This is a genomic window from Flintibacter porci (assembly GCF_041925195.1).
GTDB lineage: Bacteria > Bacillota > Clostridia > Oscillospirales > Oscillospiraceae > Lawsonibacter > Lawsonibacter porci.
Map to the genome: position 1 here is coordinate 153,482 of NZ_JBHEVB010000005.1, position 19,840 is coordinate 173,321.

16 protein-coding genes and 1 other RNA gene are annotated in these 19,840 nt (G+C 60.0%); 5 read left to right on the forward strand and 12 right to left on the reverse strand.

Translation table 11 applies throughout. The features are described 5' to 3' along the window. Positions 1–52 precede the first annotated feature (52 nt). Complete coding sequence (locus tag ACEVJL_RS07050) at positions 53–1,009, reverse strand: DUF4179 domain-containing protein (protein ID WP_374737315.1); 957 nt, start codon at positions 1,007–1,009, stop codon at positions 53–55. Further along, positions 999–1,496, reverse strand: coding sequence for an RNA polymerase sigma factor (locus tag ACEVJL_RS07055; RefSeq protein ID WP_374737316.1), 498 nt, complete (start codon positions 1,494–1,496; stop codon positions 999–1,001). Before ACEVJL_RS07055 ends, ACEVJL_RS07050 begins: the two co-directional genes overlap by 11 nt. Before the next feature lie 131 nt (positions 1,497–1,627). Here ACEVJL_RS07055 and ACEVJL_RS07060 point away from each other — a divergent pair, with 131 nt between their 5' ends. Then, positions 1,628–2,029: a hypothetical protein gene (locus tag ACEVJL_RS07060; protein ID WP_374737317.1), complete on the forward strand. Its 402-nt coding sequence runs from the start codon at positions 1,628–1,630 to the stop codon at positions 2,027–2,029. 356 nt (positions 2,030–2,385) lie between these two features. Here ACEVJL_RS07060 and eno read toward each other — a convergent pair whose 3' ends face one another. The 5 genes from eno to ACEVJL_RS07085 form a co-directional block, all read right to left on the reverse strand. After that, a complete protein-coding gene (gene eno, locus ACEVJL_RS07065; RefSeq protein ID WP_008981530.1) occupies positions 2,386–3,687 on the reverse strand; it encodes a phosphopyruvate hydratase in 1,302 nt (433 codons plus the stop codon). 471 nt (positions 3,688–4,158) lie between these two features. Next, positions 4,159–5,673, reverse strand: a complete 1,515-nt coding sequence (gene gpmI / locus ACEVJL_RS07070; protein ID WP_008981531.1) for a 2,3-bisphosphoglycerate-independent phosphoglycerate mutase — start codon at positions 5,671–5,673, stop codon at positions 4,159–4,161. Between the two features lie 381 nt (positions 5,674–6,054). Further along, positions 6,055–6,828: a triose-phosphate isomerase gene (gene tpiA, locus ACEVJL_RS07075; RefSeq protein ID WP_020989873.1), complete on the reverse strand. Its 774-nt coding sequence runs from the start codon at positions 6,826–6,828 to the stop codon at positions 6,055–6,057. 400 nt (positions 6,829–7,228) lie between these two features. Next, positions 7,229–8,425, reverse strand: coding sequence for a phosphoglycerate kinase (locus tag ACEVJL_RS07080; protein WP_374737318.1), 1,197 nt, complete (start codon positions 8,423–8,425; stop codon positions 7,229–7,231). A gap of 99 nt (positions 8,426–8,524) precedes the next feature. Continuing rightward, positions 8,525–9,040, reverse strand: a complete 516-nt coding sequence (locus ACEVJL_RS07085) for a tRNA (cytidine(34)-2'-O)-methyltransferase (RefSeq protein WP_235398017.1) — start codon at positions 9,038–9,040, stop codon at positions 8,525–8,527. A gap of 357 nt (positions 9,041–9,397) precedes the next feature. Between ACEVJL_RS07085 and ACEVJL_RS07090 the strand changes: the two genes are divergently transcribed. Further along, positions 9,398–10,012 carry an MBL fold metallo-hydrolase gene (locus ACEVJL_RS07090; RefSeq protein ID WP_374737319.1) on the forward strand — a complete coding sequence of 205 codons (615 nt, stop codon included), beginning with the start codon at positions 9,398–9,400 and terminating at the stop codon, positions 10,010–10,012. A 51-nt stretch (positions 10,013–10,063) separates the two neighbouring features. Here the strand turns inward: ACEVJL_RS07090 and ACEVJL_RS07095 are convergent, their stop codons facing one another. The 5 genes from ACEVJL_RS07095 to ACEVJL_RS07115 form a co-directional block, all read right to left on the reverse strand. Next, positions 10,064–11,374: a CCA tRNA nucleotidyltransferase gene (locus ACEVJL_RS07095; RefSeq protein WP_374737320.1), complete on the reverse strand. Its 1,311-nt coding sequence runs from the start codon at positions 11,372–11,374 to the stop codon at positions 10,064–10,066. 12 nt (positions 11,375–11,386) lie between these two features. Further along, on the reverse strand, positions 11,387–12,511 hold the full coding sequence (locus tag ACEVJL_RS07100) for an SLC13 family permease (RefSeq protein ID WP_374737321.1): 1,125 nt from the start codon (positions 12,509–12,511) through the stop codon (positions 11,387–11,389). Between the two features lie 102 nt (positions 12,512–12,613). After that, positions 12,614–14,164 carry a peptidylprolyl isomerase gene (locus ACEVJL_RS07105; protein ID WP_235398025.1) on the reverse strand — a complete coding sequence of 517 codons (1,551 nt, stop codon included), beginning with the start codon at positions 14,162–14,164 and terminating at the stop codon, positions 12,614–12,616. Between the two features lie 218 nt (positions 14,165–14,382). Next, positions 14,383–14,582: non-coding RNA, 6S RNA (gene ssrS / locus ACEVJL_RS07110), on the reverse strand. 17 nt (positions 14,583–14,599) lie between these two features. Further along, entirely contained in the window at positions 14,600–14,914 is a 315-nt protein-coding gene (locus ACEVJL_RS07115) for a DUF1292 domain-containing protein (RefSeq protein WP_020989875.1), read from the reverse strand. Positions 14,915–15,271: 357 nt separating this feature from the next. Between ACEVJL_RS07115 and ACEVJL_RS07120 the strand changes: the two genes are divergently transcribed. The 3 genes from ACEVJL_RS07120 to ACEVJL_RS07130 all read left to right on the forward strand — a co-directional run bounded on the left by ACEVJL_RS07120 (position 15,272) and on the right by ACEVJL_RS07130 (position 19,812). Continuing rightward, on the forward strand, positions 15,272–17,896 hold the full coding sequence (locus ACEVJL_RS07120) for a transglycosylase domain-containing protein (protein WP_374737322.1): 2,625 nt from the start codon (positions 15,272–15,274) through the stop codon (positions 17,894–17,896). Positions 17,897–18,126: 230 nt separating this feature from the next. Beyond that, positions 18,127–18,567 (forward strand): ACT domain-containing protein, encoded by a 441-nt coding sequence (locus ACEVJL_RS07125; protein ID WP_008981542.1) that lies wholly within the window; start codon positions 18,127–18,129, stop codon positions 18,565–18,567. A 36-nt stretch (positions 18,568–18,603) separates the two neighbouring features. Beyond that, entirely contained in the window at positions 18,604–19,812 is a 1,209-nt protein-coding gene (locus ACEVJL_RS07130; protein WP_008981543.1) for a homoserine dehydrogenase, read from the forward strand. Positions 19,813–19,840: the final 28 nt, after the last annotated feature.

The following is a 19,840-nucleotide window of genomic DNA, read 5'->3' on the forward strand; positions in this document are numbered from 1 at the left end:
GAAGGGCCGGTTCGCTTGCGAACCGGCCCTGGTAGAAATAGAACAAATTTAATTATTTTCGCGTTACGCTTCCCTGGTCTGTGCCGTTTAGTGTGATAGTCCAACAGGGCAGCTCCAAACGGACGATTTCTTCGGGAGATACAGGCTCTGAGAAGTACCAAGTGCTTGTGGTGTGTCCAGTGCCGCCTGTGCCGACGCTTTTTTCAGCGGTTTCCGTATGCCCATCTGCAAATACGACATTCATATTATCCGTTTGGATAAAACTATCTGGACCACCCTCCAGAACGATACCGATGGGGCTGATTTTCAGGGTGTGGAAATCGGAATGATCGCCTGCGTCCAGGGAGACTGTTCTGGTTTCCAGAGGAGTGAGTGTGAAGGGAATCTCCCAAGTCCCGTAAATGGATTCCCGCCTGCCTCCATAATAAAAAGCAATCCCGTCAATACAGAGATTCCAGTCTCTCATCTGACTGTAATTCTCACCTGCCGCATGCAATTCGACCAATGCGGTGTGGGTATCTTCCTCATATCCAAGGAGTTTGGTCCCGGAGGTCATGCCTTGAATCTCGGTGCCTTCCTTTGGAGTGAGGAAATCGATTAAGATGTCACAGATGTTTTCCATGGGCTGCGTCCCGGTATGATCCTGCACTTCCAGGTAGATGCGGACGGTGTACTCGTCTGCCATAGCGGACAGCAGGCGGATTTCTACTCCCTGGTCTACGGCAGAAGCGCCTTCGAATGGCGTGGTATAGGCTTCGAAAAGACCCAGAGCACGGCTGAGCTGCTCCCGCAGCGTGGGAGAGATGGCAAGTGCGGAGCCGGTCAGGATCAGCACAGCGGCCATGATGGCGATGATCCGCCGCCCCAGCCGTTTTTTGCTCCTGGCCTGGGCAGGCAGCTCCTCCAGGCGCTTCTCCAGCCGCTCCTCAAAGTCCTGAGGAATGGGGCAGTCCTCTATCACTGCACGCCCTTTCATTTGGGCGTCAAAGTCCTTCCAATCAAAATCCATATGCTTCCTCCTCGCGCAGCAGCGCTCTCAGACGTTCCCGCCCTCGGCTCAGCCGGGATTTTACCGTTCCCTGGGCAACGCCCAAAGTCTTGGCGATCTCCGCCACTGGCATGTCCTCGTAGTAGTAGAACATCACAGCCAGCCGCTGGTCCTCCGGCAGGCGCAAAACCGCATCCCACAGACCGGATGGCTCCGGGAGCGGCGCGCTCCCTGCGGCATGGCTCAGATCGTCCATATAGACCACCCGCTGCTGGCTTCGCCGCTGGCCATAGGCACAGTTGACGGTGATCTTCAGCAGCCAGCGGCGGGCGGCATCCTGGTTTTTCAGCTTGGGAAGGGCCTGCCAAGCCAGCAAAACTGCCTCGCCTACCGCATCCTCCGCGTCGGCGTCGCAGTCCAGAATGGCACGGGCGGCGCGGAACATGGAATGGCTGTGTTCCCGTATCAGGGCGGCGAAACGCTGCCGGTTGTCCTGGTTGTTCTCCATGGGGTTCACCTCGTCTCTTGTTGTCCGGACGTCTTATAGATGCACGGGAAAGAGATTCGGTTCCATTTTATCAAATTTTTTTGTAGAAGTCTTATCTGAGCGCGCAGAGGCGAAGCTTTGCAGGAAGTTCTTTGCCAAGCTTTCTTTCTCGTCGTCGCAAAGTCCGCTTTATTCAGAACGGTCTTTCGACCATTCTTTACTCCGCTTCCTTGCTCCTCCTCTCCAGTGCACAACCGCTTCGCTGGGTTGTGCGCTGGTACAGCGGCTTCGCCACCGAGATACCCGGAAACAGGTCCGCAAGGAGCTGGGCAAGAAAAAAGCAGGACCGCCGAAGCGGTCCTGCTTGTAGTTGGAAGGAATTACTTCAGGTTGAAGAAAGCCTTCATGCCGGGATACTGAGCGATCCCGCCCAGCCTCCCATGATGTGCTTTGGCACACCATGGGAACCCGCTGTTTTTTATATGCTCGGGCGAAGTGAATTCGCCCTGCGCCAAGGTTTTGCCCGTTGGGCAAAACACTTGTACGCGCCATAAGGCGCGCCCCGCCTGTGGCGGGGACCCCGGAGGAGCTGGGCAAAATAAAAAGCAGGACCGCAAAAGCGGTCCTGCTTGTAGTTGGAAGGAATTACTTCAGGTTGAAGAAAGCCTTCATGCCGGGATACTGAGGATCCCGCCCAGCCTCCCATGATGTGCTTTGGCACACCATGGGAACCCGCTGTTTTTTATATGCTCGGGCGAAGTGAATTCGCCCTGCGCCAAGGTTTTTCCCGTTGGGCAAAACACTTGTACGCGCCATAAGGCGCGCCCCGCCTGTGGCGGGGACCCCGGAGGAGCTGGGCGAAATAAAAAGCAGGACCACTTTCGCGGTCCTGCTTTGTCGTTGGAAGGAATTACTTCAGGTTGAAGAAAGCCTTCATGCCGGGATACTGAGCGATCTCGCCCAGCTCCTCCTCGATGCGGAGCAGCTGGTTGTACTTGGCCACACGGTCAGTACGGCTGGGAGCGCCGGTCTTGATCTGGCCAGCGTTCAGAGCCACAGCGATGTCAGCAATGGTGGCGTCCTCGGTCTCGCCGGAACGGTGAGAGACGATGGCGGTGTAGCCAGCGCGGTTGGCCATCTGGATGGCGTCCAGGGTCTCGGTCAGGGTGCCGATCTGGTTGACCTTGATCAGGATGGCGTTGCCAACCTTCTTCTCAATGCCGGTAGCCAGACGCTCCACGTTGGTCACGAACAGGTCGTCGCCAACCAGCTGCACGCGGTCGCCGATGGCCTTGGTCAGCATAGCCCAGCCTTCCCAGTCGGTCTCGGCCATGCCGTCCTCCAGGGAGATGATGGGGTAGTTGTCGGCGAACTTCTTCCACATGTTGACCAGCTGCTGCTGAGTCAGCTTCTTGCCGGACTTGGGCTGGACGTAGCACTTCTGCTCGTCGTCCCACCACTCGGAGGAAGCAGCGTCGATGGCGATCTTGAAGTCCTCGCCGGGCTTGTAGCCGGCCTTCTCGATGGCCTCAACGATGACCTTCAGAGCGTCCTCGTCCTTCTTCAGGTTGGGAGCGTAGCCGCCCTCGTCGCCAACACCGGCGGCGGGAGTGCCGTTCTCCTTCAGCACGGTCTTCAGGGTGTGGAAGACCTCAGCGCAGCGGCGCAGAGCCTCGCGGAAGGAAGGAGCGGAGACAGGCATGATCATGAACTCCTGGATCTCCACGTTGTTGGTGGCGTGAGCGCCGCCGTTGAGGATGTTCATCATGGGAACAGGCAGCTGCTTGGCGTTAACGCCGCCGATATAGTTGTACAGAGCCACGCCCAGGGACTCGGCAGCAGCCTTGGCGCAGGCCAGGGAAGCGCCCAGAATGGCGTTGGCGCCCAGACGGCTCTTGTTGGGGGTGCCGTCCAGCTCGATCATGGCCTTGTCGATGGCGACCTGGTCCAGAACGTTCATGCCGATCAGGCACTCAGCGATCTCGGTGTTCACATTCTTCACAGCGTTCTCAACGCCCTTGCCCATGTAACGGCTCTTGTCGCCGTCACGCAGCTCGCAGGCCTCATAGATACCGGTGGAAGCGCCGGAGGGAACAGCGGCACGGCCCATGGTGCCGTCCTCCAGGTACACCTCGACCTCAACGGTGGGGTTGCCGCGGCTGTCCAGGATCTCACGGCCCAGGACGTCAACGATCTCGATCATCTGCTTCATGGGAATCAATCTCCTTTCCAAAATGCGGCGGAGCTTGTCCGCCAAGGGGAAAATGGATTATTAAAACGCGGGGCGTGTCCCCGCTAAGGGGTAACGAAGCGCGGAGGATAGGCGTGCAGGGGAGATAACGACATAGCGGACGCCGGCAAACCAAGAAGTCGCTAGCGACTTCTGTTTGGCGGTGAAGTCGGCGGAGTTATCGACCCGGCCGCACGCCCAATCCGTAGCGTGACAACGCTTAGTTGAGAATCAGGGTCTCTCCGTCCATCTCCTTGGGCTTTTCCAGGGCCCAAACGGACCAGTCCGTTTGGGTTCCCGTTTTTTTGAATGCTCGGGCGAAGTGAATTCGCCCTGCGCCAAAGTTTTGCCCTTTGGGCAAAACTCTTGTACGGCGCAAGCGCCGCCCCGCCGTTGGCGGGGGCATGGGCCGGAAAAGCCCGGGTAATGTGACAGAAAAACCAGATTAAGCAATTAGTTGAGAATCAAAGTCTCCCCATCCATCTCCTTGGGCTTTTCCAGGCCCATGAGGTCCAGCATGGTGGGAGCGATGTCAGCCAGACGGCCGTCACGCAGCTTCACACTGGCGCCCACGATATAGAAGGGAACCAGATTGGTGGTGTGAGCGGTGAAGGGATCGCCCTTCTCGTCCACCATGTGCTCGGCATTGCCGTGGTCGGCGGTGATGAGAGACACGCCGCCCATCTTGGAGGTGGCCTCCACAACCTTGCCCACGCACTCGTCCACAGTGGACACGGCCTTCAGAGCGGCCTCGTACACGCCGGTGTGGCCCACCATGTCACAGTTAGCAAAGTTGAGGATGATCACGTCATAGTTGCCGCTCTCGATGCGGCGCACAGCCTCCTCAGTGACCGCATAAGCGGACATCTCAGGCTGCAGGTCGTAGGTAGCAACCTTGGGGGAGGGGATGAGCACCCGATCCTCGCCGGGGAACACCTGCTCCACGCCGCCGTTGAAGAAGAAGGTCACATGGGCGTACTTCTCAGTCTCGGCAATGCGCAGCTGGGTCATACCCTGCTTGGAGATATACTCGCCAAAAATGTTTTCCAGCTTCTGACGGGGATAAGCCACAGTGACGTTGGGCATGGTGGCGTCATACTCGGTGGTGCAGATAAAGTCCACAGAGAGGAAGCCGGTCTTGCGCTCTACGTCGGTGAAGTCCTCGTCCACGAAGCAGCGGGTGATCTCACGGGCGCGGTCAGGACGGAAGTTGAAGAAAATAATGGAGTCGTTGTCGTGGACCTTGGCGTCCTTGCAGCAAACCACAGGCTCCATGAACTCGTCAGTCACGCCGGCGTCATAGGAGGCCTGAACAGCCTGAGCAGCGTCCTCAACAACAGGGCCGATGCCGCAGGCCATCGCGTCGTAGGCCCGCTGTAGGCGGTCCCAGCGCTTGTCACGGTCCATGGCGTAGTAGCGGCCCATAACAGTGGCGATCTCACCAATGCCCAGCTCCTGGATCTTGGCCTGGAGCTGCTCCACGTAGCTCTTGCCGGAGGTGGGGGGCACGTCACGGCCGTCCAGGAAGCAGTGGACATAGACCTTCTTCAGACCCTGCTCCTTGGCCATCTTCAGCAGAGCGAACAGGTGAGTGATGTGGCTGTGAACACCGCCGTCAGACAGAAGGCCCATCAGGTGCAGGGAAGAACCCCACTCACGGCAGTTGTCCATGGCCTCCAGGAAGGCGCTGTTCTTAAAAAAGTCCCCGGTCTGAATATCCCGGGTGATGCGGGGCAGGTCCTGGAAGACCACCCGGCCAGCGCCCATGTTGGTGTGGCCGACCTCGCTGTTGCCCATCTGGCCCTCAGGCAGACCAACGTCCAGGCCGGAGGCAGACAGCTTACAGCCGGGGCAGTCCCGGAAGATGTGGTCCAGATTGGGGGTGGAGGCGTTGGCCACCGCGTTGCCAGCGTCGGGGCTGGTGAGACCAAAGCCGTCCATAATGATCAAAGTGGTAGGTGTTTTCATAAAAACAAATTCTCCTTAGCAATAGGTCCGGAGGACACCTTATTCCCCTCGGAGAGCGGAGGGGGGCACGCGGGGGAAACTGGTTCCCGCCCGCGGTGCGCGGCAGCGGACTGTCACGCTGCGGGCTGGGCGCATGGCCTGGGTGACAACTCCTCCGACTCCGGGCAGACCCGGTTCAGCCCTTGGCTGCCCCTGGGCTCTGCCCATCCGCTTCGGAGTCTGTCGCCCCTATGCGCCTGCCCTCCGCGCTTCTTGGTCACGCTGCGGCGGCTGTGCAACGCGCGGCTTCCCTACGACTCTGGCTGGTCTTGGGCCGCTGAGCGGCCCAACGCTCGCCCTCGCTCCAGTCCATCCGCGCTGCTCCGCACGCCTTCGCGCTTCTTACTCCTGGTTAGCAGAGTTGATGATCTGCACGAAGTCAGCGGGCTTCAGGCTGGCGCCGCCGATCAGGCCGCCGTCCACGTCGGGCTGAGCCAGCAGCTCAGCGGCGTTCTTGGCGTTCATGGAACCACCGTACTGGATGGTGACAGAGCGGGCCACATGAGCGCCGTACAGCTTGCGGATGACGGCACGGATGGCCTGGCAGACCTCGCCGGCCTGCTCGGCAGTGGCGGTCTTGCCGGTGCCGATAGCCCACAGGGGCTCGTAGGCGATGACCACGTGACGCATCTTGTCGGCGGGCACGCCGGCCAGAGCGCACTTGACCTGGTAAGCAATCAGCTCCATGGTCACGCCCAGCTCACGCTGCTCCAGGCTCTCGCCCACACAGATGATGGGGAACAGGCCGGCGTTGATGGCGGCGTGGACCTTCTTGTTGACGGTGAAATCGGTCTCGTTATAGTACTGGCGGCGCTCGGAGTGGCCGATGATGACGTACTTGGCGCCGGCCTCCTTGATCATCTCAGCGGTGATCTCACCGGTGTAAGCGCCGTGATCCTCATAGTGGCAGGTCTCAGCGCCGATGGCGATGTGGCAGTCCTTGAACAGGCGGACGGCGGACTGGATGTTGGTGGCGGGCACACACAGCACCACGTTGCACCACTTGCCGCGGGGCATGATGGGCTTAAGCTCCTCAGCAAAAGCCTTGGTCTGGGACAGGGTGTTGTTCATCTTCCAGTTGCCGGCGATGATAGTCTTACGGTAACGACGATTCATGTTCTTTTTCTTCCTTTCCTTTATACGGGTGCTGTGGGAGATGATATAGAACCGGACTGCCCGCCGCCCTGGCACACAGGCCGGGGCGGGGGAGTTCGGAATAATCAAACAACGTTGTCACGCTGTGGATTGGACACGCGGCCAGGTCGTTTTCGCTGCGACTCCGGACACAAACAGCCGGGCACTGCCCGTCTTGGTTTGCATCCGTCGCTCCGCTCCAAGCTCCCTTGCGTGTCTATCCTCCGCGCTTCTTATTGTCACGCTGCGGGCTGGGCGCATGGCCGGGTTGACAACTCCTCCGACTCCGGGCAGACCCGGTTCAGCCCTTGGCTGCCCCTGGGCTCTGCCCATCCGCTTCGGAGTCTGTCGCCCCTATGCGCCTGCCTTCCGCGCTTCTTAATTAGGCATCCAGGAGGCAAGCCACGCCGGGCAGCTCCTTGCCCTCCATGAACTCCAGGCTGGCGCCGCCGCCGGTGGAGATGTGGGTCATCTTGTCGGCATAGCCCAGCTGCTGCACGGCAGCCGCGCTGTCGCCGCCGCCGATGATGGTGATGGCGTTGCTCTTGCTCAGGGCCTCGGCCACAGCCTGGGTGCCCTTAGCGAAGGCGGGGAACTCAAATACGCCCATGGGGCCGTTCCAGATCACGGTGCCGGCGTCCTTCACGGCGTTGGAATAGGCCTCGATGGCCTTGGGGCCGATGTCCATGCCCAGGCAGTCATCGGGGATGTTCATGCTGTCCACCAGGATGGGCTCAGCGTCGGCGGAGAACTCCTTGGCGCAGATGGTGTCCTCAGGCAGCAGCAGCTTTACGCCCTTCTCCTGGGCCTTCTTCATCATGTCGTTGCAGTAGTCCAGCCAATCCTCTTCCAGCAGGGACTTGCCGATGGAACCGCCCTGAGCCTTCAGGAAGGTGTAGGTCATGCCGCCGCCGATGATGATGGTGTCGGCGATCTCCAGCAGGTTGTTGATGACGCCGATCTTGGAGGAAACCTTGCTGCCGCCCAGGATGGCAACCAGAGGACGCTTGGGGTTGGCCAGAGCGCCGCCGATGATCTCCAGCTCCTTCTGGATCAGAAAGCCGCTGACAGCGGGCAGGTAATCGGCAACGCCGGCGGTGGAGGCGTGAGCGCGGTGCACAGCGCCGAAGGCGTCGGACACATACACCTCAGCCATGGAAGCCATAGCCTTGGCCAGCTCGGGATCGTTCTTGGTCTCACCCTTCTCAAAGCGGGTGTTCTCCAGCAGCATGATCTGGCCGGGCTTCAGAGCAGCGGCCTTGGCCTGGGCGTCGGGACCCACCACGTCGTCGGCCATGATGACCTCTTTGCCCAGCAGCTCGCTGAGCCGCTTGGCCACGGGCTTCAGGCTCAGGGAGGGGACAACCTCACCCTTGGGCTTGCCCATGTGGGAGCAGGCGATGACGGCGGCGTTCTGATCCAGCAGGTACTGGATGGTGGGCAGAGCGGCGCGGATACGCTTGTCATCGGTGATGACGCCGCTGCCGTCCTTGGCCATGGGCACGTTAAAGTCGCAGCGCAGCAGAACCTTCTTGCCGGCGACCTCGATGTCCTTGACAGTTTTCTTGTTGTAATTCATGGGAAAACGCTCCTCTCTTCGCAAATAAATGGAACAGGGAAAAACTTTCCGAAATCACCCGCGGCTCGGGGGACCGGCGCGGTGAGACTCGTCCGATGTTCAGCGTGCCCCGGACGGGAGGGAACCATCCCGTCCTCCTGCCATCTCACCCACGCCGGACAGCTGGGGGAACCCCTGCTGGCGCAGTGCCTCGTAGGCCAGGATGGCCACGGAGTTGGACAGGTTGAGGCTGCGGGCGTCCGCCCGCATGGGAATCCGGATACAGCGGTCGTAGTGTGCCAGACGGAACTCCTCCGGCAGGCCTGCCGTCTCCTTGCCGAAAAACAGGTAGCAGTTGTCGCGGAACGTGGCTCCGGTATAGTCCCGCGGGGCCTTGGTGGTGGCCAGCCACAGGTCGGGGTCGGGGTTCTCGGCGAAGAAGTGCTCCAGGTTTCGGTATACACGCAGATCCACCATGGGCCAGTAGTCCAGCCCGGCCCGGCGCACCGCTTTTTCGCTGATATCAAAGCCAAGAGGCTCGATGAGGTGCAGGCGGCTGCGGGTGGCGGCGCAGGTACGGGCAATGTTGCCGCAATTTTGGGGAATTTCAGGTTCAACCAAGACGATATTCAGCAACTTAGACCCTCCTCGCGTGTCGGGTATCATTGTATTCCAAATGGGCGAGAAATTCAACTATAAAATGGTCGAAAAATTACAAAAAAATTAAAAAACCGGGAGAAAACGCAGGGAAGGACAATGGTTTTGTGAAATTGGGAAATTCAAGGGGGGCGGAATGGGGGAGAATCGGGCATTGTGCCGAACTTTGGGGAAAAGAAGGGAAGGGTAAAAGACGGCGAAAGGACAGAAGAGTGGAGTAAAAAGGGAAAAACGCAGGGAAATAACCGGACAATGACCGGGCTGAAAAAAAGAACGCTCCAAATTTTTCATTTGCTATGGTATAATATTCACAAAAAAGAAAGGAAGGATGGACTTATGCATCTGACATGGAATGGACACTCCTGCTTTACCCTGGAGACCCGGCAGGGCACGCTGGTGCTGGACCCCTATCGGCCCGGCTCGGTGCCCGGGCTGCCCAACCTGAAGCTGGAGGCGGACGGCGTCTACTGCAGTCATCAGCACGACGACCACGCCGGCGCGGAGTTGGTGACCCTCTCCGGACGGGGCCACACCGTCCAGGTGGAGGAGATCGAGACCTACCACGACCCGGAGCAGGGCGCTCTGCGGGGCAAGAATACCATCCGTATCTTTACCGCCGAGGGCCTGCGGGTGGCCCATCTGGGCGACCTGGGCTGTGAGCTGACCCAGGAGCAGGCGGAGCGGCTCACCGGACTAGACGCCCTTCTCTTCCCTGTGGGCGGCTTCTATACCATCGATGCCCAGCAGGCCCACAAGGTGGTGGAGCAGCTGAAGCCCCGGGTGGCCGTCCCCATGCACTACCGGGGGGAGAACTTCGGCTACGATGTCATTGGTCCACTGGAGGACTATCTGGCCCTGTGCTCTGATGTGGTGAGCTACCCCGGCAATACTTTGGAACTCACCGCAGACACACCCGCCCAGACGGCGGTGCTCACCTGCCCGGTGAAATAAAAAAGTAAAATGCGGCGGCGTGACGAGTTTTTTCGTCACGCCGCCGCATTTTTAGTCTGTCAGATGTTTCAGCAAAATATTCCGCTCATTGGGAAGCGTCCCCTCCACCACCTGATCCAGCAGGTAGTTGAGAGCGCGGCCGATGGCCGGGCCGGACAGCCCCGCCGCCATAGCGTCCCGGCCGTTGACCGCCAGGCCTTTTAACGTCAGGCAAGGGGCCTGGGCCAGAATGGCACAGGCCAGGTCGGCTACATCGTCCAGTTCTTCTCGGGCAGACTGCTTGGGGAGGCAGGAGGCCCCGTCCGCCTTCATAAGTTCAATGAGCTGGAAAAAGAGCTCCGGCCCCAACCGCCGCAGCCACCGGCCCACACAGGCCTGGGTAGGCTGGAGAGGCAGGTGGTGACGCTGCACCAGTGTGACCACCCGGTTTCGGGTGGCGCTGTCCAGGCGCAGCTGCACGGCAATGTCCTCACACAGCCGGGCACTCTCTTCCGCGTGGCCGTAGAAATGTCCGGTGCCACCCTCATCCATAAAAAAGGTGGCGGGCTTGCCCACATCGTGAAGGAGCGCCGCCAGCCGCAGGGCGGGCTGGGGCGGCACCTTTTCCACCGTTTTTACCAGATGGGTGTACACATCCCAGGCGTGGTGGGGATTTTTCTGGTCAAATCCCACCGTGGGGGCCAGCTGGGGAACAATTTCGCACACGGTCTGTGGAAAGTCCAGCAGGACCCGGCCAGCACCGGGACCGCAGAGCAGGAGTAAAAACTCCCCGCCGATGCGCTCCCGGGCCACCATGGCCAGCCGGGGCGTCTCGGTACGGATGGCCTGGGCGGTGTCCGGATGGATGGCAAAGTCCAGCTGAGCGGCCAGCCGAAGTCCCCGGAGGATGCGCAGAGCGTCCTCCTGAAAGCGGCGCTCCGGTTCCCCCACACAGCGGATGAGCCCGGCCTCCAGGTCGGCCCGGCCGCCAAAGCGGTCTGCCAGCCCGTCCTCGTCCCAGGCCATGGCGTTGACGGTAAAGTCACGCCGGGCCAAGTCCTCCGTCAGGCTAGTGGTGAAGGACACCTGATCGGGGTGACGGCCGTCGGAGTACGTCCCCTCCTGGCGGAAGGTGGTCACCTCCACCGGAAGTCCCTGACAAAGCACCGTCACCGTCCCGTGACGCAGCCCGGTGGGGATACAGTGCAGGTTGGCGCAGGCAGCTATGATCTCCTCCGGTTGGGCGGAGGTGGCGGCGTCATAGTCGTGGGGCTCCTTGCCCCGCAGAAAGTCCCGCACACAGCCGCCCACCAGTACAGCCTGATAGCCGGACGCCCGCAGGCGGGCAAGTACCTCCAGAGCTCTGGGGTCCCATTGGATCATCATGGACCTCCTTTAATGGACCAATCGGGCGGCCACAGGCAGCAGTACCAGCAGACCTACCACGTTGGCGGCAGTGAACCACAGGAAGTAGGGCAGCGGCTTTGCCTCCCGCGAGCGCAGATAGAACTTCATAGAAATGAGGCTGGCCAGAGAGGCCACAGGGGTTCCCAGGCCGCCCACATCCACCCCGGCCAGCAGTCCCTTCCAGTCCTCGGTAAGGCCGGAGAGAAGTACGGCGGCGGGAACGTTGCTGATGACCTGGCTGGCGGCGGCGGAGCACAGCAGGGGGCTGCGGGAGAGCAGGCTGCCCAAACCAGCGCGCACGGCGGGCATCTGGCCCAGGTTGCCGCTGAAAATAAAGAAACACACAAAGGTGAGCAGCAGCATGTAGTCCACCTGGCCCAGCAGCTGCCGCCGGGCCAGCAGCAGGGAGACGATCACAAGGACGGTGAGGATGCCGTAGGGCAGGACGCGGCACACCGACAGTAGGCACAGGCCAAACAGCACCAGGTACAGGGCCAGATGTTTGGGGCTGGTGAGGCGCACCTGCTCCGGAAAGGAGACGGAGATCCATCCCTTGCCGCCAAAATACAGCCCTGCCGCCGCCAGGCCGACCAGACTGATGAGGGTCAGGGGCAGCAGCAGAGAGAGAAAATCGCCCATGGACAGGGAGAAATGGGCGTAGAGAAACAGGTTTTGCGGGTTGCCCACCGGGGTGGCCATGCTGCCCAGATTGGCGGCCACCGTCTGAAGGGAAATAATAGGGATAAGCAGATCCCGGCGGCCCACCATCTCCAGCACCAGAATGGCGAAGGGGACGAAGGTGATAAGGGCCACATCGTTGGTCACCAGCATGGAACAGAAGAAGGGCAGCAGGATGAGAGTGAGAGAAATGAGCCGCACCGGCCGCTCTCCCGCCAGCAGCCGCTGGGCCAGCACCAAAAACAATCCGCACTCCTGAAGCCCCGCCACCACGGCCATCAGACAAAACAGCAGACACAGTACCCGCAGGTCGATATAGTCCACATAGGCGGCGGAGGGGGGGACAAAGAAGGCGGAGACCAGGGCACACACAAAGGAGATGGACAGCACCGGCTCACGCCGGATAAACTGCCACAGAGAATGGGTGGATGCCATACCAAGAGCCTCCCAAATGTTTTTACCACACAACACAGCATATGCCCGCAATCGGGCGGGAAAATGCCCCCGAACCGCTGGGGTTCGGGGGCAGAGAAAGGTTTATTTTACGTACTGGATGCCGGAGCCCTGCTGGGCCTCCACATCACCGTACAGGCCCTCGGCCCACTCGTTGGTGGCCTCGGAAGCCAGGGCGTTCTTGGCGGTGACCTTCCAGGCGGGATCGTTCCAGCCCACGAAGTACATGATGTGCCAGCCCTGCGTGGAGCTGCCGGTGTTCTTCACCAGTCCGGTGTCACCAGGCTGGCGGCTGCTGTCCAGGCACCAGTTGGTGAAATCCTCGATAAAGCCGTCATAACGGGAAACGCCGGTGTACAGACCGCCGCTGCTCTGAGAGCCGCGGTCGGCGGTGTTCTGGACCGCCATCACAGCGAAGGACTCCTCGTCAGCGCTGCCGGACTTCCAGCTGTCCAGCAGGCTCTGGGCCTTCTCCTCAGCCTGGGCGAACTGCTCGTCGGTGGGATTGGAGCCGGCAGAGACCAGGACGTGACGGACGTCGGCGGTAGCGGACTCATCGCGGGTGCGGCTGTCGATCTGAACCACATAGTAGTTGAAGACGTAGCTGTCGCTCTGGTCGTTCTCCACGATGGTGGTCTCACCGGCCTGGCGGGCGGCGTCATAGAGCCACTCGGCATAGCTGCTGCTGGAGAAGGAGGAGCCCATCTGGCTCTGGTGCACGGTGGAGGAATAGACCTTATCGGAGTACTCCTCAGCCAGGTCAGCGGCGTCGCTGCCGGCGGCCAGCTTGTTCTGGATCTCCTGAGCGGTAGCCTGGGCCTGAGCCTTGGCGGTATCAAAGGCGGCCTGCTTCTCCTCGTCGGTCAGGTCCACAGAGTTGCCCTCTTCGTCGGTGGTGGTAGTCTCAATGGAGGCCTGAACAGTGAAGACAGAGTAATTAAAGGTGTCCAGGTTGTTCTTGTTCTCCTGATAGTAGGCCTCCAACTCCTCGTCGGAGTAGGTCAGGTTATCCTGGTGATCCTGCTGATAGTAGGTGGCGATGGTCTGAGCGGTGAGGATCTCCTTGTAGAGTTTCTCAGTCATGTAGGAGCCAAAGTTGGTGCGCAGATAGTGCTCCAGGCTGGAATAGCCGCTGGCACGTACGGACTGAGCGGTCTGCTCTATGCTGGTATCCACATAGGCCTGGCCAGCGGCGGGCAGAGTGTAGCCCTCCTTCTCGGCGGCGTGGTTGAGCATGGTGACCTGAGTCAGACTGGTCAGGCCCTGATCCAGGAAGTAGTCATACCAAGTGGTGCCGGACTCCTCGTCCTTGACCTGGTCCTTGGGGTCCACGCTGGAGTCAAAACCGGTGTTCATGCCCATCTGAGCATAGTACAGGGTCTCAGTCATGGCGTTGTGGTAATAATACTGAACGACAGCGGGAGTAAAGTCCTCGCCGTCAATGGTCACAGCGGTGGTACGCTTCTGGAAAAAGCCGCTGTCCCACACCAGCAGGGCGATGGCCAAAACGGCGATGACAACGCCGACCACGCCATAGACCACGTGCATGCGGCTGCTTTTTTCCTCCGCTTTGTTGTTGCGCCGCTGGGCATAAGTCGAGCCCTGGCGGGTCTTCTTTTCTCTGGATGCACTCACAGTTGATTCCGTCCTCTCGTTGTTGAAAAGTCACCCGGCTCAGCCGGGCGGAAGAAGATTCCGCATTATTATATAAAAAACTTCCATGGGATTCAAGGGGCAAAAGAGACAAGAAGGGAAGGTTTTACAGAATGTTCATGGAAAAAGTGAAGGTTATTTGAAAAGAAAACGAAAAAAAGACCGCGGCATAAGCCGCGGCCCAGTTCCAAATGAGCTTTATATACCCCGCTCTGGCCGTGTGAACCCGTTTAAAACCTGCACGAAATGGCAGGTGGGTCGCCTCCACGACGCTTATCTGCTTCCAACTTCCAGCCGACCTCGATGGGGGCCGGGAGGCCTGCAAGCCACGCCGTGAGGTGGGCGTCCCGTTTAAAAAATGTGGGTTTAAAAGAGCCCATCACGCACCGAGCAGGAAAACTCACCTGAGTCTGCGATTTAATTTTCCTCTTCTTCCTCGAAGAAGCGCTCCATAAAGAGATTGTAGACGGTTTCCACCTCTTCGTCATTGTCCAGGGTGGAGAGCAGCTCTTCGCCGTTTTCCTCCACGACCTTCATAATGACCAGGCCGTACTCCTCGTCATCCGCGTCCACATCCACCGGCTCGCCGGTCTCTTCATCCTCAGCGACTGCGGGGAACAGGGCGTGGTAGGTGATGCCGTTATGTTCCAGTGTATCCACCAGTTCCAGCTCAAATTCATTGCCGTCCTCGTCGGTCACGGTGATGAAATCAGGGCCGAATTCTTCGCTCATAGGGGAAATCCCTCCTGCTTATGTACTGACCATATTGTACCCTGTGTGCGGAAAAAATGCAAGTAGGGAGCGAGGTAAATTTTTACCGGCCGTTGCGCAAAAGAAATCCTGGGATAGACAAATGGGGATAATATGGTATAATATATACTGATTTTTTGCCGTCATGCTTCTGTTTAAGGGGTGCATCGCCGAAGAAATGCGCCGGCAGAGGCGGCAGGGCAAAAGGGGCGCTGGCCGCGGGAGCGGGGCGCCGGACATGCGAAACAACTGCGCCAAAGCGCATGGCAGCCTGGCACTTGTTCCGGTGCTCAGGGCGGGCCGGTGCGCTGCGCGCCTGCCAGTTCGGAGGTATTTGCTGTGTCTGAACAAAATTATTCTTCCCATTCCAGACGAGAAGGTGCTCGTTCCAGCCAGAACGGGGACCAGCCTGCGCGCCGCCGTAAAAAGAGCAAAAAGAAAAAGGGCGGCGTGATGCGGATCATCGGCACGCTGCTGCTGATTTTCCTGACCACCAGCGCTTTCCTGGCCTGCTTTGCGGCAGTGTATATCGTCAACGTGATTCTCCCACAGGCCAACATGGATCTCTCCAGCTTCAATGTGGACGAGAACAGTGTGATGTACTATCAGGACAAGAGTACCGGAGAGTATAAAGAGCTGCGCCAGGTACTCAGCGTCACCAACTCCCAGTGGGTGGACTATGAGGATATGCCCCAGTACCTCAAGGACGCCGCCGTGGCCATCGAGGACCGCCGGTTCTGGACCCACAATGGCGTGGACTGGTGGCGTACCACCCAGGCGGTGGTGAGCATGTTTACTGGCGGCGATATCCAGGGCGGCTCCACCATCACCCAGCAGCTCATTAAAAACCTGACCGATTATAACGAGACCACCGTCAAGCGAAAGGTCACCGAGATTTTCCGCGCCCTGTATGTAGACTCCCATTATGAAAAAGAGGATATTCTGGAGCTCTACCTCAACGTGATCCCTCTGGGCAGCGGCTGTGAGGGCGTGGGCGCGGCGGCCGAAAAGTACTTCGGCAAGTCGGTGTCCGATCTGACCCTGGCCGAGTGCGCCAGCCTCATCGGCATCACCAACAACCCCTCCAAGTATGGTCCTTATTCCACCGCCCAAGTGGAAAACAGCAATGGCGAGATGTGGAGTGCGGTGCAGTGGAACAAGTACCGCCAGGAGGTCATTCTGGGCCAGATGCTGGAACAGGGTAAGATCTCTCAGCAGGAGTACGACGAGGCGGTGGCACAGGAGCTGGTCTTTGTGGGCAGCAATTCCGAGTCCGGCCAGAGTACCTCGGATATCTACTCCTGGTATGAGGAGCAGGTCATCACCGATGTGATGAACGACCTGAAGGAGGAGTACGGCTACTCCAGCCAGTATGTCAGCCAGATGCTCTCCAACGGCGGCCTGCGCATCTACACCTGCGTGGACCCCCAGGTCCAGGCGGCGGCGGAGGCCATCTACTATGACCGCTCCAACCTGAACTACACCTCTTCCAAAACAGGCCAGCAGCTCCAGTCGGCCATTACCATCATTGATAACTCCACCGGCGACATTGCCGGTCTGGTGGGCCGTATCGGAGAAAAGACCATCAACCGCGGCACCAACCTGGCCACGGGCGCTCTGCGTCAGCCCGGTTCTTCCATCAAACCTTTGACCGCTTATGCCCCTGCCATGGAGATGGGTCTGCTTAGCCCCATCTCGGTGCTGCCCGACTACCCCTATCAGGTGCTGGACGGCAAGGCCTGGCCGGTGAACGTAGACGGCCGCTACCGTGGCCAGGTGACCGTAACCGAGGCGCTGCAGTGGTCCTACAACACCGTGGCCGTGCGGACCATAGCGATGGTCACCCCGGCCAAGTCCTATGAATTTGCCACCCAGCACTTCCATCTGAACCTGGAGAGCGGCCGGATGGTCAATGGACAGATGCAAAGCGACATTAACCTGGCTCCTCTGGCCATGGGCGGTCTGACCGACGGCGTTACCACCCGGCAGATGGCCAACGCCTTTGCCGTGTTCCCCGAGAACGGCATCTACCGGGAGGCCCGCACCTACACCAAGGTGGAGGACAGCGACGGAAATGTGATCCTGGACAACAGCCGGGAGGACGAGACTGCCATCAAGGAGTCCACAGCCTATTATATGAACACCATGCTGCAGAATGTGGTGCAGAACGGCGGCGGTACCGAGGCTCGGATCAGCGGCATGTCCGTTGCCGGTAAGACGGGTACCACCGACAGTAAGTTTGACCGCTGGTTCGTAGGCTACACCCCCTACTACACCGCTGCGGTGTGGGTGGGCTATGAGTACAACGAGCGTGTGCCCTCTTCGGGCAACCCGGCGGCCCAGCTGTGGAAAAAGGTCATGTCTCCCATCCATGACGGGCTGGAAAACACCGGATTCAGCAAGCCCAGCGGCCTGGTGCAGGTCTCTTATTGTAAGGACTGCGGCGGCCTGGCCACCTCTGCCTGTCAGGCCGATCCCCGGGGATCCCGGGTGGCCACCGGCTATGTGATGGCTGAGGACGCGCCTTCCACGTCGTGTTCCTGCCACTCTCTGGAGGAGGGCTCCAACTCTCTGGTCCGGGTCTGCGTGGATGATCCGGTGCTGGATGAGAACGGAGCGTTCACCGGCAGCTACCATCTGGCCGGTCCCTACTGTCCCGAGATCAGCATCCGCACCTATGCCTACCTCAACCTGGATCGGGAGAGCGTGGGCGGCGCCTGGGCGGAAGACAGCCAGTATTTCTACTCCAACTTGCCTAACGTAGGCGTGTGTACCGTCCACACCGGCGAGGCAGTGGTGCCTCCGGAAGGAGGAGAAACCACCGATCCCGATGATCCTTCCAACCCTGAGAACCCGGAGAACCCCGACGGCGGGGAGGAACCGACCGATCCGGAGGACGGCTCTCAGGAGGGCGGCGGAGGAGAAACCAGCCAGCCGGAGAATGTAACCAACTCCGTAAGATAGTGATCACCACCGAGGAGAGGGCCGCCGCAGGCGGCCCTTCTCTTTGCGTCAGTACATGGCCACACGAAAAATTGTGTAAAATGACGAATAACAGCAGGGCGGACCAGTGAAAAATTGACCGGTTGATTGAGCGCCTGCCCATTGCATCCCGGACTTTGGTGTGCTAAAATAGACCACATCGCAAGTACAAATGACCATGACACACGGACAACGGGACGGAGGAACAGAAGGTGAATCAATCCGAGGGCTATTTTATCGTTCAGGCGTCTTCCATGCCGGAGATCTTCCGCAAGGTGGCTCAGGCCAAGCGGCTGCTGGAGACCGGGGAGGAGACCACAGTGAACGGCGCGGCGCATGCCGTAGGCATCAGCCGCAGCGCCTTTTACAAATACAAAGACGCGGTACGGCCATTTCAGGATATGCTCCATGGACGGATCGTCACGTTCCAGACCATGCTGCGGGATGAGCCGGGGGTACTCTCGGGACTGCTCAACGTACTGGCCGGCACAGGGATGAATATTCTGACCATCAATCAGAATATCCCCGTCAACGGCTGTGCTGTGGTGACCATTACGGCTGAGACCTCTCAGATGCACCTGAGCCTGGAGGATATGCTCCAGGCCGCCGCGGACAGCACCGGCGTGATCCGCTGTGAGGTTCTGGCCGGTTAAGAAAGAAACTCTGTGTTTTTTATGAGGTGAGTTGGAATGACAAAGGTAGCGATTCTAGGCTTCGGCACCGTCGGTTCCGGCGTGGCCGAGGTGCTCAGTAAGAACAGCCAGGGCATTGCCCGGCGCTCCGGCGGCGAGATCCAGGTCAAATACATCCTGGACGTGCGGGATTTCCCCGACAGCCCCTTTAAGGACTGCTTCGTGAAGGACTTTTCCATCATTGAGAACGACCCCGAGGTGGACGTGGTGGTGGAGACCATCGGCGGAGCCAAGGTGGCTCTGGAGTTCACCACCCGCGCCCTGAAGGCGGGCAAGAGCGTGGTCTCCTCCAACAAGGAGCTGGTGGCCACCCACGGCTATGAGCTGCTGCAGCTGGCCAAGGCCAACGGAGTCAGCTATCTCTTTGAGGCCAGCGTGGGCGGCGGTATCCCTATCCTGCGCCCCCTCACCAACTGCTTGGCTGCCAACGAGGTAGAGCAGATCACCGGCATCCTCAACGGCACCACCAACTATATCCTCACCCGCATGATCAAGGCGGGCCTCACCTTTGAGCAGGCCCTCAAGGAGGCCCAGGACAACGGCTACGCCGAGAAGGACCCCACCGCCGACGTGGACGGTCACGACGCCTGCCGCAAGATCTGCATCCTGTCCGCTCTGGCCTGCGGCCAGCACGTCTACCCCCAGCAGGTACCCACCCAGGGCATCCGGGAGGTGACCCTGGCTGACGTGGCTTACGCTGATTCCTGCGGCTATAAGATCAAGCTCCTGGGCCGCTGCCTGCGGGAGCCTGAGGGCAAGGTGTGCGCCTTTGTGGCCCCCCACCTGGTCTCCTGTGAGAATCCTCTGGCCGGCGTGGAGGACGTGTTCAACGCCATCGCCGTCACCGGCAACGCCGTGGGCGACGTGATGTTCTACGGTCGCGGCGCCGGCAAGCTGCCCACCGCCTCCGCTGTGGTGGCCGACGTCATCGACATTGCCCGGGACCCCAAGCGGGACCGCGGCAACCAGTGGGGTCCCGGCAGCGAGGACCTGGTGGTTTCCAGCGATTCGCTGACCTCCCGGTGGTATGTCCGGGCCAACCTCTCCATGGACCAGGCCCGTCTGGCCTGCGGAGAGATCCTGCCTCTGGCCCGCAGCGGCGCCCCCGCTCAGGAGGCCGCATTCCTCACCCAGCCCATGACCTATCCTCAGCTCATGGATCGTCTGGCGGGGGTGGAGACCTGCTCGGTGTTCCGCGTACTGTAAGCGTGCGCATAGAATACAGGGCAGTCCT

Bases quoted from the DNA above. Each gene is read 5' to 3' on its own strand.
- ACEVJL_RS07080 (WP_374737318.1), bottom strand. From the start codon at position 8,425: ATGAATTACAACAAGAAAACTGTCAAGGACATCGAGGTCGCCGGCAAG.
- ACEVJL_RS07050 (WP_374737315.1), bottom strand. From the start codon at position 1,009: ATGGATTTTGATTGGAAGGACTTTGACGCCCAAATGAAAGGGCGTGCA.
- ACEVJL_RS07095 (WP_374737320.1), bottom strand. From the start codon at position 11,374: ATGATCCAATGGGACCCCAGAGCTCTGGAGGTACTTGCCCGCCTGCGG.
- ACEVJL_RS07100 (WP_374737321.1), bottom strand. From the start codon at position 12,511: ATGGCATCCACCCATTCTCTGTGGCAGTTTATCCGGCGTGAGCCGGTG.
- ACEVJL_RS07055 (WP_374737316.1), bottom strand. From the start codon at position 1,496: ATGGAGAACAACCAGGACAACCGGCAGCGTTTCGCCGCCCTGATACGG.
- ACEVJL_RS07130 (WP_008981543.1), top strand. From the start codon at position 18,604: ATGACAAAGGTAGCGATTCTAGGCTTCGGCACCGTCGGTTCCGGCGTG.
- gpmI (WP_008981531.1), bottom strand. From the start codon at position 5,673: ATGAAAACACCTACCACTTTGATCATTATGGACGGCTTTGGTCTCACC.
- eno (WP_008981530.1), bottom strand. From the start codon at position 3,687: ATGAAGCAGATGATCGAGATCGTTGACGTCCTGGGCCGTGAGATCCTG.
- tpiA (WP_020989873.1), bottom strand. From the start codon at position 6,828: ATGAATCGTCGTTACCGTAAGACTATCATCGCCGGCAACTGGAAGATG.
- ACEVJL_RS07090 (WP_374737319.1), top strand. From the start codon at position 9,398: ATGCATCTGACATGGAATGGACACTCCTGCTTTACCCTGGAGACCCGG.
- ACEVJL_RS07115 (WP_020989875.1), bottom strand. From the start codon at position 14,914: ATGAGCGAAGAATTCGGCCCTGATTTCATCACCGTGACCGACGAGGAC.